This is a genomic window from Anaerohalosphaera lusitana (assembly GCF_002007645.1).
Taxonomy (GTDB): Bacteria; Planctomycetota; Phycisphaerae; order Sedimentisphaerales; family Anaerohalosphaeraceae; genus Anaerohalosphaera; species Anaerohalosphaera lusitana.
In genome coordinates, this window is the sequence record NZ_CP019791.1 from 1,129,465 (window position 1) to 1,143,969 (window position 14,505).

At 52.7% G+C, this 14,505-nt stretch carries 10 protein-coding genes; 9 read left to right on the forward strand and 1 reads right to left on the reverse strand.

The window, feature by feature from the left end:
• The first annotated feature begins 45 nt into the window (after positions 1 to 45).
• The 3 genes from STSP2_RS04850 to STSP2_RS04860 all read left to right on the forward strand — a co-directional run bounded on the left by STSP2_RS04850 (position 46) and on the right by STSP2_RS04860 (position 2,545).
• Positions 46 to 891 (forward strand): ABC transporter permease, encoded by an 846-nt coding sequence (locus STSP2_RS04850; RefSeq protein WP_146660361.1) that lies wholly within the window; start codon positions 46 to 48, stop codon positions 889 to 891.
• Between the two features lie 102 nt (positions 892 to 993).
• Positions 994 to 1,920, forward strand: coding sequence for a glycine betaine ABC transporter substrate-binding protein (locus STSP2_RS04855; RefSeq protein ID WP_418202206.1), 927 nt, complete (start codon positions 994 to 996; stop codon positions 1,918 to 1,920).
• Between the two features lie 217 nt (positions 1,921 to 2,137).
• Positions 2,138 to 2,545, forward strand: a complete 408-nt coding sequence (locus STSP2_RS04860) for a DUF2752 domain-containing protein (protein ID WP_146660365.1) — start codon at positions 2,138 to 2,140, stop codon at positions 2,543 to 2,545.
• A gap of 231 nt (positions 2,546 to 2,776) precedes the next feature.
• Here the strand turns inward: STSP2_RS04860 and STSP2_RS04865 are convergent, their stop codons facing one another.
• Complete coding sequence (locus STSP2_RS04865; RefSeq protein ID WP_146660367.1) at positions 2,777 to 4,534, reverse strand: DUF4139 domain-containing protein; 1,758 nt, start codon at positions 4,532 to 4,534, stop codon at positions 2,777 to 2,779.
• A gap of 223 nt (positions 4,535 to 4,757) precedes the next feature.
• Between STSP2_RS04865 and STSP2_RS04870 the strand changes: the two genes are divergently transcribed.
• From STSP2_RS04870 to STSP2_RS04895, 6 genes are all read left to right on the forward strand, one after another.
• Positions 4,758 to 5,684 (forward strand): metallophosphoesterase, encoded by a 927-nt coding sequence (locus STSP2_RS04870; protein WP_146660369.1) that lies wholly within the window; start codon positions 4,758 to 4,760, stop codon positions 5,682 to 5,684.
• Between the two features lie 68 nt (positions 5,685 to 5,752).
• Positions 5,753 to 10,372, forward strand: a complete 4,620-nt coding sequence (locus tag STSP2_RS04875; protein WP_146660371.1) for a carboxypeptidase-like regulatory domain-containing protein — start codon at positions 5,753 to 5,755, stop codon at positions 10,370 to 10,372.
• A gap of 32 nt (positions 10,373 to 10,404) precedes the next feature.
• On the forward strand, positions 10,405 to 10,722 hold the full coding sequence (locus tag STSP2_RS04880) for a peptidase associated/transthyretin-like domain-containing protein (protein WP_146660373.1): 318 nt from the start codon (positions 10,405 to 10,407) through the stop codon (positions 10,720 to 10,722).
• Positions 10,723 to 10,740: 18 nt separating this feature from the next.
• Complete coding sequence (locus STSP2_RS04885) at positions 10,741 to 11,094, forward strand: carboxypeptidase-like regulatory domain-containing protein (protein WP_146660375.1); 354 nt, start codon at positions 10,741 to 10,743, stop codon at positions 11,092 to 11,094.
• Positions 11,095 to 11,185: 91 nt separating this feature from the next.
• Entirely contained in the window at positions 11,186 to 13,015 is a 1,830-nt protein-coding gene (locus tag STSP2_RS04890; RefSeq protein ID WP_146660377.1) for a family 43 glycosylhydrolase, read from the forward strand.
• 305 nt (positions 13,016 to 13,320) lie between these two features.
• Positions 13,321 to 14,403 carry a PAS domain S-box protein gene (locus STSP2_RS04895; protein ID WP_146660379.1) on the forward strand — a complete coding sequence of 361 codons (1,083 nt, stop codon included), beginning with the start codon at positions 13,321 to 13,323 and terminating at the stop codon, positions 14,401 to 14,403.
• Positions 14,404 to 14,505: the final 102 nt, after the last annotated feature.

Below are 14,505 nucleotides of genomic sequence, written 5' to 3' on the forward strand. Positions count from 1 at the left end.
GCGTGCGGGGCAACATTGAATAGAACTCTTTTTTGGAGTTTAGTTATGACAGATTTTCAAATACCGAGATTTCCATTAGGCGATTATATCGACAATGGTTTGGAGTGGCTGAACAGGGCGATCTCGCAGGAGACGTCTGCGACGGCTGACTTTGTAAATTCGCTGGTCATGAGCATCGTGGATTTTCTGACGTTTTTTCCGCCGGTCGTGCTGATGCTGCTTATAACCGCGTTGGCTTTCTGGATCAAACGCAGTGTGAAGTTTTCGATATTTACGTTTTTGGGGCTTTACCTGCTGTATAATTTCAACCTGTGGGAGCCGACGATGCAGACACTGGCGCTGGTAGTGATATCGACGCTTGTGGCGATATCGCTTGGTATGCCGTTGGGCGTTTTGGCAGCATTGTCTAAGCATGCCAAGAGCGCGATCTGGCCGGTGCTGGACTTTATGCAGACGCTGCCGCCGTTCGTTTATCTTATACCGGCGATACCGTTTTTCGGTCTTGGTTATACATCGGCGATGTTCTCGACGGTTATCTTTGCGATGCCACCTGCGATCAGGATGACGACGCTTGGTATCGAGCAGGTTCCTTCTGAACTCAGCGAGGCGGCGGATTCGTTCGGCTCTACTCGGATGCAGAAGCTTATCAAGCTGCAGTTGCCGTTGGCGGCGCCTTCTATCCGAGCGGGTATCAATCAGACTATTCTGCTTTCACTGTCGATGGTTGTTATTGCGGCGATGATTGGTGCAAAAGGACTTGGCGGCCGAGTGTGGGAAGCTATTCAGCGACTGGAGCCCGGTAAGGGATTTGAGGCCGGCATTGGTATTGTGATCGTAGCGATCATACTTGACAGGCTTGTAGGTCATGTTAAGAAAAAACAAGCAGCATAAATTGAAAACTAAAATAGTGGATTAAGTAAGGGAGACTCAGCGATGAAGAAAGCAATTATCCCAATTGTTATTGTGGTAGTCCTGATCGGCATATATGTTGCCATGACAGGGACACAAGAGGGCGACCAGAAAAAGGACACGCCCACGGTAGAGCTGGTATATGTTGAATGGTCATCTGAAGTTGCCAGTACGAACGTTGTCAGGGCAGTTCTTCAGGAAGTTATGGGCTATGAGACAGAGATCACGCCTGTAAGTGCTGCGGCAATGTGGGAATCTGTCGGAACTGGTGACATGGACGGTCTGGTGGCTGCATGGCTGCCGACGACTCACTCGCATTATCTGGAAAACAACAAGGACACGGTGGTCGACTTGGGTGCAAACCTGGTCGGTACTAAAATCGGTCTTGTCGTTCCGGACTATGCGCCAGCACAGTCGATCGAAGACCTGAAGCTGTATGCCGATCAGTTCGACAGAAAGATCATCGGTATCGATCCCGGTGCCGGAATCATGTCTAAGACCGAGACGGCGATGGAAGAGTACAGCCTTGACGAGTACGAGCTTGTCGAGGGAAGCGGTGCTACTATGACCGGTGCTCTGGCGAACGCTATCGCGAACGAGGAATCAATCGTGGTTACCGGCTGGACGCCTCACTGGAAGTTCACCCGCTGGGATCTGCGTTATCTGCAGGACCCGAAGAATGTTTACGGTGGTGCGGAAGAGATCCACACTATCGTTCGTAAGGGTCTGAAAGATGAGATGCCTAAGGTTGAAATGTTCCTGGACCAGTTCAAGTGGGAACCTGCTGACATGCAGGAGCTGATGAACTGGAACAAGCAGGAATCGAAGCCTTACGAGAATGCGAAGAAGTGGATCAAAGAGAATCCTGAGATGGTTCTCGAATGGGTTCAGGGAACAGGTTTTGAGGATCAGGTCGATGAGAAGCTTGCGGCGATCGATGCTTCTGACGCTGTGCAACTGGAGCAGGACGAAGCGACTGAACAGGATGCGGATGCTGAGACTACTGAGTAGTCCAGAAGCGGTTTTGAAACAGCTTCTAGTAAATTCGTGAAAATTTCAACTGCGTCGCTGGCGATGGTCGGCGGCGCAGTTTTTTTTGCGCTCGGCTCGGGGAAATGTTTGCGTGAGCGGGGCGATTGATGTAGAAGTTGCGGCGGTGTGGTCGGCGTGTTTTTTCAGTTTGATATGTTTAGGTCGGCTTTTGTCATTGTTTAGCGGGTAAGCTTCGGTGCGGATTCGTAAGCGATTTGTGAAGTGGTGGTACTGGGGAGTGCTTGGGGTGTGCGCGGGGCTGGTGGCGGCTGGGGTGTTATTTGAGGTGGATGATGTAGGGACGCATTTTGCTGGGTGGAAGTGGGGTGTGCACTGCATGCTGGACGGTGCGGGAGGGGGCGAGTGTTTCTGGTGCGGTATGTCGCGAGGATTTGCTGCGATGGTGAAGGGGAGATTCAGCGAGGGTGTCGAGCATGGGGTCGCGGGGGTGACGCTGTTCGGGCTGGTATTGTGGCAGGGTGGTTATTCGGTGGCTGGGTTGTGGCGGTGGCCCAGGAGGATGCGTAAGAAGTTGCGGACGGTTAATGTGGTGTTGAGTGTCGCTGCTGGTGCGGTGATCATTTGGGGCTGGTGGGCTGGATGAGGAAAAGCTTATCAAGAAATAATAGCAAACGTTCAGTTGTGCCGCCGCAAAATTTAACAGCCGCGCCTCCGACGAACTGTCCGTTGGGTCCATTCTCGGCGAACTGTGAAATTATGCGGCTGGGGAGTGCGGCGAAAGTAGGGATATATTTGAATTGTGAGCACATTCCAAAAGATTGAGTCAAAAGAAAGGTGCCGCGTTTTGGGTGCGGCACCTTTCTTTTGGGTGGGGCTATTTCGTGTTTATTCGCATTGATTTGTCGTATTCCATGGTGTAGGTGTATGAGACGGTTGTGGCATTGTCGGCGGTGGTGTCGGGCGGCAGGGTGAGGTTCCAGGTGAGGATTCCTTTTTCTGGTTTCTTCTCGGCGAGTTTTGGTTTAGCGTCGGTCAGTTCGATGCGGATGGATTTGTCTTCGGTGTAGGGCAGGCGATCGAGCAGGCGGAGGCTGGTTTCGGTGTCTTTGTAGTTTTTGATGGTTATTTTGTATGTGTAGGTGTCGATCTGGTTGCCGCCCTGGATGCGTGTGATTTTGTCTTCGAGCAGGCGTACGGCCTGGACCTGTGAGTCTGCGCCGAAGCCGGTGGTGAATTTTTCGCCGACGGTGACGAGGGGCATGTCGCCTGTGCCCGCGAATTCGCCGTTGCGGAAGATTGAGGCTTTGCCGGGCAGGAAGATGATGTCTGAGCTGTTGGTGAGTTCACCTTGCAGGTAGACGTAGTCGGTGAGCAGCGGGGTCGCGACGAGTGTGAATTCTGCTGGGACGTCTGATGCTGCGATGGTTACTATCTGCTGGTCGGAACGGCTTGGCAGGGTCATTCGGCCGGGGAGTTTGTAAGTGACTGAAATGCCTTCGACGAGCGGGGTCTCGGCGATCGCTTTTTTGAAGGCTTTGACTTCGTCAGCAGCCATGCTGAATTCAAGCATCTGATTGCCCATGGCGAGCTTTTCGAGCTGCTGCTGGGCCTTTACGCCGCCCTGCGAGGCACGTTGGCGTGCGGAGTTCAAGCTGCGGAGGTTGGATACGGCTGATTGATCATGTTTCATGCCGGGCATGGCGGGGAGACCAAACTTCGTCGGGGGCTGGTTGGTTCGACCAGTGCGGGCACTAAGCGTTATTTCCATCGGCTGTAGAGTCGGCGGGGTTGCGGTCATTGTCGGCTGGGCGGTGGAGAGTTCGACGGCGACGTTGTTCCAGTTCTCTCCGGAGGTCTGGTTGACGACGGCGTTGTATTCGATGCGGGCCGTGGATTCGTCGGGGACGGCGCGGAGGTTGTAGCTGGGGATCCAGTTGGCGCCGTTGACGAGGTAGTTGACGGTTACATTTGCCTGGGTTTTGCTGGGTGACTGGAGGTAGAGGACGGCCTGACGTTTTGTTTTTGAGCTTCCGGCGTTGAGTTCGTCGCGTTGGCGTTTGAGGAAGTCGAGCTGTTGGTTGAGTTCGTTTATGCGGAACATCATTTCGGTCATCTGGTTGTGCCATTCGACGTAGCGGTCCTCGAGGTGCATGGTCAGTTTTTCTATTTCATTCGCTTTGATCAACCCATGTTCGAGATCGGCGTCGGTGCCGTCGACGGAGAGGCCCCAGAGACCTTTGTAGAAGACGTTCATGTCCTGGCCGATCATTTTCTGGCGGTTGGCTTCGGTGATCTCGTTATTGACCTGCTCGATCCTTTCTTCGAGCTCCTTGATCTCCTGGCGGGTGTCCTCTTCGACTGGCTGGTTGCGGTATCGGATGCTGATGACCTTTGTGCCGTTGTCGGAGAGTGCGTAGATGCTGTCGGGGAGGATGTGGTTGGGCAGATCATCGACGACGACTTCCGATGTGCCGGTGGGCAGTTCGAGGTCGAGTGTACGGGTGACGAGTGCCTGGCCGTGGTAGACGGTGACGTCGGTTATTTGGCCTGTGGTGGTCTGGGGTTCGGCGGCTGGTGCGAGCATGGCTGTGGTGAGCAGGATGGTGATGAAGAGGGTTGCGGTGTGTTTCACTTTCTGGTCCTTTCGATTGAGTTTATATTCTGATCCAGAATTTTGAGGGCTGAGGCGATTTTGCCGGCCCGGACAATAGAATTATAAGCGGGTTGAAGATGTTTACAAGTTATTTTGGTTTGGAATTTTGTGGAATGTGTGTAGAATGGGGGCAAATATAGAGCGGCTGGCGGTGTCCGAGTGGGTGCCGGGGTCGGAGCGATTGTTTTAGGGGTACGGCGTAATGTTTTTCAGGCTGGTTTTTATGTTGTTTGCGGGCGGGATACTGTTGGTGTTCTGGGCGGAGATTTCTCTGCTGGTGCGGGCGTGGCTGAAGCGGGGCAAAGGTGGATGGCAGAGTCTGGTGAACAGGTATGCGGTTCTGGTGCATGTCGTTTTTCTTGTTACGGCGGGGTGCCTGGTGTGGGGTTACTGGGTGGAGCCTTACTGGCTGGATGTGAGTGAGGTGCGGGTGAAGGCTGGGGAGCTTGCGGACAGTTCGCTGCGGGTGGTGCATTTTTCGGATCTGCACTGTGATCCGGTAGAGCGGTGCGAGGAGGAGCTGGTGGCGGCGGTGAACGCGGCGGATGCGGATATCGTGGTTTTTACGGGGGATATGCTGAATCCGGCGGCGGGGGATGTCGGGCATGCGGAAGCGGAGGAGTTGTTTCGGCGGACGATGGGTGCGATAGAGGCGAAGGCGGGCAAGTTTGCGGTGAGCGGGAACTGGGAATGGCGGAACGATGCGGAGGGGCTGCTGGAGGGGACCGGGTTTGTGCTGCTGGACGGGGAGAGGCAGATGATCGAGAAGGACGGGGCGGAGGTTTGTGTGACGGGGCTCGGGTACGGGGATCGGCCGGGCAGTGTTGAGGTGGCGGAGGGTGCGTACAATATTTTGCTGTATCATACGCCTGACCTGGTGGAGAGCGTGGAGGGGTTCGATCTGTATCTGTGCGGGCATACGCATGGGGGGCAGGTTGCGCTGCCGTGGTATGGGGCGTTGATCACGTTTTCGGAGTTCGGCAAGAAGTACGAGGCGGGGCGGTATGAGGTGGGGGGAATGGATGTTTATGTCAGCCGTGGGATCGGTATGGAGGGCGGTGGTGCGCCGCGTGTGCGGTTCTGTGCGAGGCCGGAGGTGACGGTTTTTGAGATTGGCGGCGGCGTTTAAAAATACTTAACAATGACATTTAAAGTTTGCAAATTTGTGAATAAATTTATAAAGCAGGAGAGATTTCTATGATGAGCCGTATTTGGGTAGTTTGTTTAATCGCGATGTTGGTGGCTGGTGGGGTTTTTGGGGGTGATACCGGTGATGGTCGGGTGGTTGTCGGTGGCAGGGTGGTCGATGCGGCTGGTGAGTCTGTCGATGGGGTTACAATTCTGGTTTATACGCGGGAGATGACGCGGAGTGCGGAGTATCCGGAGCCGGAGATTGCGGGGCAGGGTAAGACTGACGCGACGGGTGAATTTGATGTTTCGGTCAAGGCGGGAGAGAGGACATATATTACGGTCGTTGCTACCAAGGCGGGTTATGCGCTGGGGTGGGCGAATATGGTGGCTGCTGAGCCGGAAGAAGTCGCAATCGTGCTGGGTGAGCCTGGCGTAATTGAAGGAAAGATTGTGGATGAGGGAGGCAGGCCGATCAAGGGGGCCGAAGTGCGAGGAATGTTCAGATTTGGCGAGCGGGCGTTTGGTGAAGAGGGGATGTTCGATGCTTTGAAGATGAAGACGGATGAGCAGGGGCGATTCAGATTCACTCATATACCCCGGAGGGCGATCGCTATGTTCTATGTGACGGCTGAGGGTAAGGCGACTCGGTATGCGGGCGGTGAGGGCTATAAGGTAGGTGATACGGATATTGTGATAGAGCTACCCGCGGCGGGTGCGATAGAGGGGAAGGTTGTGAACGGTGACAGCGGTGAGCCGGTGGCTGGTGCTGTAGTGCTGGGATATTTGACGGAATCGGATTATATGAAAGGGATGACGATCTCGACGTCAACTAATAAATCCGGGACAGATGGGACATTCAGTCTGAATGAGCTTTTGCCAGGGACTTACAGGGTGCAGATATACAATGAACCTGGTTCGGAGGTGAAGGGATTTGGTGAGCCAGTGCGGGTAGAGGTTGGTAAGGGAGAGACGAAGCAGGGGGTTGTCCTTAAGCTTTCGCAAGGGGGTACCATTGTTGTGACCGTGGCCGATGAGGATACGGGGACAGGGATAAAGGGCGCGATGATCGATCTGCGAGATAAAATGACGTGGAGTTCGCAGGAGGGTGCGCTGACGGATAAAGAAGGTGTTGCTGAGATGGTTGTGGAGCCTGGCGAGTATGTTATCCAGGGCGTTCATAAAGCAGGTTATGGAGGCTTGGCGGAACAGCTTTCGGTTACTGTGGATGAGGGCGGGCGAACCGAGACTGCGTTTGCGTTGAAAGCTGAGCAGACGATACAGGGCAGAGTTGTGGATGCCAGCGGGAGGGGTGTGCCCTATGTTGAGCTGGTATGGCGTAGAGGATATGAGAAGCCAAAGACAGATGCCGAGGGCAGGTTCACTATCTATAATGAGGGTGACGGAAACACTGGTGTATTATTCGTGCGGGATAAGGCGAACAATCGCGTGGGTATGGCTGATATAGATGCTTCGACGACGAAAGTGGAGGTGATGCTAGAGGATGCCATGGCGATAGAAGGAAGGGTCGTCGGGTTTGACGGTGAGGGAATAGCAGGGGTAGGAGTCAGCCTTCGTATGGGCAGTGAGTATGGGGGGCGAAGTTTTCTCGGGGATTGCAAGACAGATGAGCGGGGCGAGTATAGTTTTAAAACACTCGTGCCGAAGCACAGCTATACTGTTCAAGCATCATATGAGGGAGATTACGGGTCGGCCCGGATTGACGTAGCTGATGCATTTGAGTCAGTTGTGCGTCCGGCGGATATAGTTTTGGGCGCGGAGGAGTATGCAGGCAAGGTGATTAATGATAAGAAGGAACCAATCGAGGGGGCGCTGGTGGAAATTTATGCTGTGCAAAAGAGCAGCGAATCAATTTTCAAGTCCGAGATCACACTTGTAGGCTCGGCATATACGACCGAAACAGGTTTTGCAAAAGTTATGACTAAGGCTTTGGATGATGTCGATGATTATTACGCGATCATCTGGGCGGAAGGGTATTCGATTGGATATTCACCTATGGGACAATATTTCGAAGGGACGTTCAATCTAATTGAGTTAGAAAGTAATCCTGTTAGATTTGCTGGTCGAGTTGTAGATTCGAACGGTCGAGCTGTTGTCGATGCGGATGTCATTATGATGGCACCGTTTTATGAAGATGTAAAAGTTTATAATATGATGAACAAGTGGTTCCGTTGTAAGACGGATAACCATGGGAAGTTTGTGTTCGATAATCTTCCGAATAAAATGACGTGCGGAGTAGGTGTCAGAGCTGAAGGATACGGCAGAGAGTTTGTTGGCTTTGAAAATGAGAAGGAACGGTTCGAGCCTGGTACGGAGAATGTGGAAATTGTAATTGCCAGGGAGTGCAGCTTGGAGGGCGCTGTAGTGAATGGTGCGACTGGCGAAGGAATTGACGGTATCAATGTTTATATGGGAAGACAGACCGGGCGTATTTCGCCGTACGTGATGAAGAGCTATTTCGGCGGTGAACGCAAAGTCTATGTGGGTAACACTCTGGAGAATGATCAGCGTTTGTGTGTGACTGATCAAGATGGCGATTTCACAGCTAAAAACCTGCCTGCTGGGGTTTACAAGATATATGCTGATGAGGCGACGGCTAATGAGAAAGGTCTCAGCGGTAAAAAGCAGTATATCGAAATCGACGAAGGAAGTCGCGGGGTATGCAGCATCGAGTTGGACCCGATCCGCGAGATAGTAGTTCGAGTTACTGACAATTCAGGCGAACCTGTTCCTTCGGTTCAGATTAAAATGGTTCCACTGGAGGAGGGCAGGTCCAAGCCGGAGATTGAATTGCAAACGGATGAGTCAGGTGTCGTCAGGTATAAACTTGCCCCCGGCCGGTTTAAATTGATAGCGGCTAAGGAAGATCATAAGATCGACCCTGCTGAACGGGAGATAGAGATGTCCGGCGAAGAGGGACAAGGTTTTGAGCTTAAAGCGATCCATCGGGCGGGGATCTTCGGCAGGTGTGTCGATGAAGAAGGCAGAGGTGTGGCAGGTGTAAAGATCATGATCGCGGAGAGCAGTGAACCTGTGGCAGTGACAGGTTCTGAGGGTGATTTCAGTTTCGATCCCAAGGAATACACCACAGAAAAGCGGTATGCAAAACGCTATCTGTTTGCATACGATGAATCTGGCGGCAGATGCGGAATGACTGATCTGAAAAAAGAAGCAACTATTAAGATGCAGCCGGCTGTGGAATTCAGTGGTCGGGTTGTTGACGGGAATGGTAATGCAATTTCTGGGGCGAAATGCGGTTTTAAAATATCTGAGGGTGGTCCTTTTAGCGAGGAACCCGATTTTTGCTGGATGGTCGAATCGGATGCCAATGGCAGGTTTAAACTGAATATGCCCTGGGAGCAGAGGCTGTTAGTTGAGGTGAAGGCTGAAGGTTTTGGTGAATGTCTTAAGAGTGTTTTCAGTCGGACTAAGATTCGCAGGAATTATATGTCAGGAGGATATTTGTTTGTTTCTGATGGGACGAATACGGTCGAAGGAGGAGAATTCGTTCTTGCAAGCAGAGACTTGTCGGTCAGTGGGATGCTGGTGAATCCCGAGGCGTATCCCTTTGTTGGTGTTCCACTGCGATTGACAGGGTCGGGGCAGCCTGAAGATCTTTATTGTACAACGGACGAAAGCGGCAAATTCGAATTTGAAGGCGTTTGCAAGGGTAAGGTGAATATTGAGTATGATGAAAACGAAGATGGAGAGAACTGGGAACTTCTGACTTCGACATCTGCTGGGGTGGAGGGATTACGTTTGACAGAGAAATCGCGTTTGATTCGCGGTAAGTTGGACAGGTCTGCCGAGCCAGTTGCGAGTGCTGAACTTGAGATCGAAGTGATCGAAGAAGGGACAGGCAGAGCGATGCTGCAAGAGGTTCGTTCTGTTACCGTGAGTCCGAGTAACGGTAACTTTCTCTTAGCGAAGCCTGATGAGAATGGTATCTACCGTGCGAAAGTAGGTCCTGGTGTTTGCGAAATAAAATCTGATTGGCCTAAAACACATTATGCGGCAAGTGATAAACTAGAGGTTGTAGTTGGCGAGACGTATCGCGTTCAACTTGTGCGTAAAAAGAAGAATTGGATGGATGTGACTGTTGTCGATCAGGACGGGTACGCGATGAAGGATGTTAACCTGTATTCATATATGTTTGATTTTTCAGGGTTGCGTGATGCAACCCCGGTAAATGGTAAATTGGGTGCGTACGTGAGCGTCTATGACAAGAACCCGGATAAGTTCCTGGTGATCGGTATCGAGCCGAAGCAAAAACTCTGGGGTTGTACCGCGATACATTCGGTTGGCGGATTGGCCGGAGAAGTTGACGTAGTCATGCAACCGGAATGCACTTTACAAGTCAGCGGGAGGACCGAATCAGGGGAGAAGGTTCAGCTCCATAATGCATTTATCAAGTACGGTTGGGGTGAAAGCAAGGAGTATGAAAGCCTTTTTGATTTTAATTATCCTGGCAAAGTGTCTATGAACAGAGGAGAGCGGCAGAAGGATAAGACGCTGATGATCCGCGGTCTTGCGAAGTTGCCGGAGGGTTTCTATTACAATATCCGGATAGGTGCGTGGAAGTATGGTTCTGTTCAACTGATTGTTGGTTCTGAAGATCTGCGGCCTGGTGAGATTGTGCAGAAGGAAGTTGTTGTGAGGAAGAAGTAGAGTTTTACGTGAATAGATCGACAGGAGATATCATGATACGCAGGCGTTTTTGGGTTTTTGGTATTGTTGTGATGATGCTGGTTGGTGGGGTTTCTGGCGGTGGACCTGCTGTTGCGGCTGGAACGGCTGAGGCTGGGGGTAATGGGGTAGCTAATGAAGGCGAGAATGTTGTGATCAGGGGAAGGGTTTTTGATGATGCTGGGCGCACAATTGGCGGTGCGGATATCACAGTTTACAGGTCGGGTTGGGCGTGGCAGGCGGAGACTGTAGGGTGGCAGGTGCTGGGAAAACTGAAGGCAAATGCGACGGGTGAGTTTGGGGTGCCGATCAAGTGTCCGTCATCCGTTTAGCACCTCAATCTGTTTGCGATGCAGGAAGCCGAATTTGGCGGAGAGCCGATCAAATTGGTGCTCCGCGAAGGAGGCAAATTAAGAGGGCGGGTTGTAGATAAGGATGGCGAAGCTGTGCCGAACGCAGAAGTTAAGATTTCAGTTAAGGTGAGCGAGACAACATGGATTTGGCTGGGCGAGACAAAGACGGATGCAAACGGGGAATTCGCTTTCAGTGCTGTTCCGGTGGATAGATATTGCGGCGTATTTGTTTACAAGAAACCGAAAAAAGATGAGGGTGAATACTTGTTTGGTAGAGTGGATGTGACGGCAGAGGTTCTCGGGGCGGGGGTGGTTGAGGTGGCGGATATTGTTTTGGAGGATGGCGAGTAGTTGGGGTTGATTGGCTGGATTGTTTGGTGGGTTAGTGGTATTATGTGGCTGTGGTTTTTGTGAGTTGTTGTTTTTGATGGAGTTTTGAATTATGGGTAGGTATATTCGTTCTGGTTTTGTGTTCGGGATTTTGGCGGGGTTTGTTTTTTGCGGTGTTTTGTGTGGGCAGGAGGTTAGTGAGAAGCGGTGGTATTTTGAGCCGGGGGAGGTTTGGCGGGATGTTGACGGTGAGGTGATACATGCGCACGGGGGCGGGGTGCTGTTTCATGAGGGGGTGTATTACTGGTTCGGGCAGTATCTGCCGATCGAGAGCTACAAGGCGCCGGCGGATGCGCCGAAGGAGATGAAGGAGCGGGTCGGCGGGGTTTCGTGTTATTCGTCGAAGGATCTGTATAACTGGAAGTTCGAGGGGGTTGTGCTCAAGCGTGAGGCGGAGAATGAGGAGCACGATCTGTATTATAAGCAGGTCGTGGAGCGGCCTAAGGTGGTTTATAATCCTGCGACTGAGAAGTTCGTGATGTGGATGCATATCGATTCGAGTGATTACAAGGCTGCGCGGGCGGGGGTTGCGGTGAGTGATTCGGTGGCTGGGCCCTATGAGTATGTGCGGAGCTATCGGCCCGAGGCGGGGGTGTGGCCTGAGAATGTGGAAGAGGAGGAAAAGACGGATACGGTGCTGGCTCGCGATTTTGAGGGCGGGCAGATGAGCCGGGATATGACGGTTTTTGTGGACGGGGGCAAGGCGTATCTGCTGACGGCGAGCGAGGAAAACGCTACGCTGCACATTCATGAGCTTGACGAGGACTGGACGGGATTCAGCGGTGAGTGGGTGCGTGCGTTCGAGGGGCGGTATATGGAGGCGCCGGCGATATTCAAGCGGGGCGGGAAGTATTATCTGATCGCGTCGGGGTGTACGGGCTGGGCGCCGAATGCGGCGCGGAGTGCGGTTGCGGATTCTGTGATGGGTCCGTGGGAGGAGATGGACAATCCGTGGATGGGGCGCGAGAAGGACAAGTCGTGGGGGACTCAGAGTACGTTCGTGCTGGATGTTGCGGGGATCGAGGGGGCGTACATTTTCATGGCGGATATATGGAACCCGAAGGATTTTAAGGATTCGCGGTATGTGTGGCTGCCGGTGGGGTTCTGGAAGGACGAGCCGAGGCTGAAGATGCGGGACAGGTGGAGCAAGGAGCAGGCGTGGGGCGAGGTGAGTGTGGAGACGATGCTGCCGATGCTGGGGGACGGTGAGCGTTGGGCGATGGTGTGGAGCGACGAGTTTGACGGTGATGAGATCGACGAGAGCAAGTGGGAGGTGCGGGGTGACCATAGACGGCGGGATCACTGGTGGGTGAAGGAGGATGCGTATGTAGACGGCGAGGGGTTGCTGGTGCTGCGGACGAAGAAGGATGGTGATCGGTATACTTCCGGGGCGATGTGGACGAAGGGCAAGTTCGAGCATAAGCAGGGGTACTGGGAATGCAGGGCGAAGCTGCCGAAGGAGGAAGGGCACTGGAGTGCGTTCTGGATACACTGCGACGGGGTGACCTCGATCGGCGACGAGGGCAGGGACGGAACGGAGATCGACGTGATGGAGTGGCCGTGGCGGGACGGCAGGGTGCAGCATACGCTGCACTGGGACGGGTACGGTGAGCATCATAAGAGCATGGGGAAGGTTTCGATGAATCCGCGGGTGAAGGAGGGTTGGCACCGGTTCGGGATCTGGTGGAAGGAGGATGAATACGTGTTCTATGTGAACGGCAAGGAGACGTGGCGGACGAGTGCGGGCGGAGTTTCGCAGGTGCCTGAATTTGCTTTTTTGAGCAATGAGATCGGGGAATGGGCGGGTGATATCACTAAGGCGAAGCTGCCGGACTATTTCAAGGTGGATTATGTGCGTGTTTACGAGGTGATCGAGGATTGAAAGCCTTTTGCAGTAGGACTCCTAAATAAGAATTTTTCGAATTTACAGTTGAAAGTCGGAGCAAAATAGTAAAAATATGGTGTCTTAAAGAATTTTAGAGCCAAATAGCCCTTGCGTGCGTATTACTACATAGAAGTGTGTTCTTTTGCGAATTTAGTTAAGCGGTTTGCATCTATTTCGTTAATTTTAAAATGCAGGTTGTAATTAATCGCAGTTCGTAAGTTTTTGACTTTGAGATAAATCCTGTTATTATAGCGGTTAATGATGGGGGTTCAGAGCGGAAAAATGGAAGCGGGGGCAGTGCAATGAAGGATGACATGAATAGCGGAGAGAATGAAATGGTAAAGGGCCTTCAGTCCGTATTTGAAGGGCTAAAGGGTTCCGGTGACGGCGGGCGGTACATGGCCCAGGTGTTGTCACAGGTTCCCGGCGGGATCTCTATCTCAGACATGGACGGTAAGATCGTGTTTGTGAACAGTGTTTTTGCTCGCATGTTCGGTTACACGCCTGATGAGATGGTGGGTAAGGATGTGTCGATATATGCTGAGCACGAGAGTACGCCGGGAAAGGCGGAAGCGTTGCGCCGTGAAGTAAAGGTGCAGGGCGAGTTCAAGGGTGAGATCTACCCGAAACGCCGTGACGGTGAGCAGTTTACTGCGCTTGCGCATATGGTGCAGCTTAAGTCGCCTGGCGGAGAGCCTGTCGGTATTCTTTGTTCGGTGTGTGAGATAACTGATTATAAGAAGACTCAGGAAGCGTTGTGTGAGTGTGAGTCGTGGAGCCGGGTTCTGGTCGATACGGTGCCGCTTGGCATTCAGGAGCTTGACCGGGATCACAAGATCGTGTACTGCAATGCGCCGTATGCTCAGATGCTGCAGTATCCGCGTGAGGACGTTATAGGCAGGAAGGCCTGCGATTTTGCTTCTGATGAAGCTGAGCAGGCAAGGATAGAGCAGTGCCTTAACGATATATTTGAGAAGGAGCCCGCTCCGGCGATCTGGGAAGGCAAGAATAAGACCCGGCAAGGGGATATCATAGACCTGAAGATCAACTGGAACTATCGTCGGGACAATGACGGTAAGGTCGTTGGGTTGCTGGCGGTGGTTGAGGATGTGACGGCCAAGCGAAGGCGCAAGGAGATGGAACAGGAATGGCGCGTCAAGCTTGAGGGATTCCACGAACGCATGAGACGACTGACGCCGCGTGAGAAGGAAGTGATGTACCTGGTGGCTGAGGGTAAGCCCAACAAGGTCGTGGCGATGGAGCTCGATGTGAGCCCGCGAACAGTTGAAATACACCGCAAGCGGGTAATGGACAAGATGGAGGCCGGTTCGCTGGCCGAGCTTGTGCGGTATCTGACCAAGGACGAGGACCTGAACCAGGGCTGATTCGGTCTGGGTATAATTATGCGTGGGGGGTGATTTTACCCACACATTTTCAGCTTAAAGCTAATTATGCTGTCTTTTAGTTCGCTGCTTGCTTCGATAAAA

Coding starts and splice junctions, on each gene's coding strand:
- STSP2_RS04850 (WP_146660361.1), top strand. CDS start 46: ATGACAGATTTTCAAATACCGAGATTTCCATTAGGCGATTATATCGAC.
- STSP2_RS04855 (WP_418202206.1), top strand. CDS start 994: ATGACAGGGACACAAGAGGGCGACCAGAAAAAGGACACGCCCACGGTA.
- STSP2_RS04870 (WP_146660369.1), top strand. CDS start 4,758: ATGTTTTTCAGGCTGGTTTTTATGTTGTTTGCGGGCGGGATACTGTTG.
- STSP2_RS04875 (WP_146660371.1), top strand. CDS start 5,753: ATGATGAGCCGTATTTGGGTAGTTTGTTTAATCGCGATGTTGGTGGCT.
- STSP2_RS04880 (WP_146660373.1), top strand. CDS start 10,405: ATGATACGCAGGCGTTTTTGGGTTTTTGGTATTGTTGTGATGATGCTG.
- STSP2_RS04885 (WP_146660375.1), top strand. CDS start 10,741: ATGCAGGAAGCCGAATTTGGCGGAGAGCCGATCAAATTGGTGCTCCGC.
- STSP2_RS04890 (WP_146660377.1), top strand. CDS start 11,186: ATGGGTAGGTATATTCGTTCTGGTTTTGTGTTCGGGATTTTGGCGGGG.
- STSP2_RS04895 (WP_146660379.1), top strand. CDS start 13,321: ATGAAGGATGACATGAATAGCGGAGAGAATGAAATGGTAAAGGGCCTT.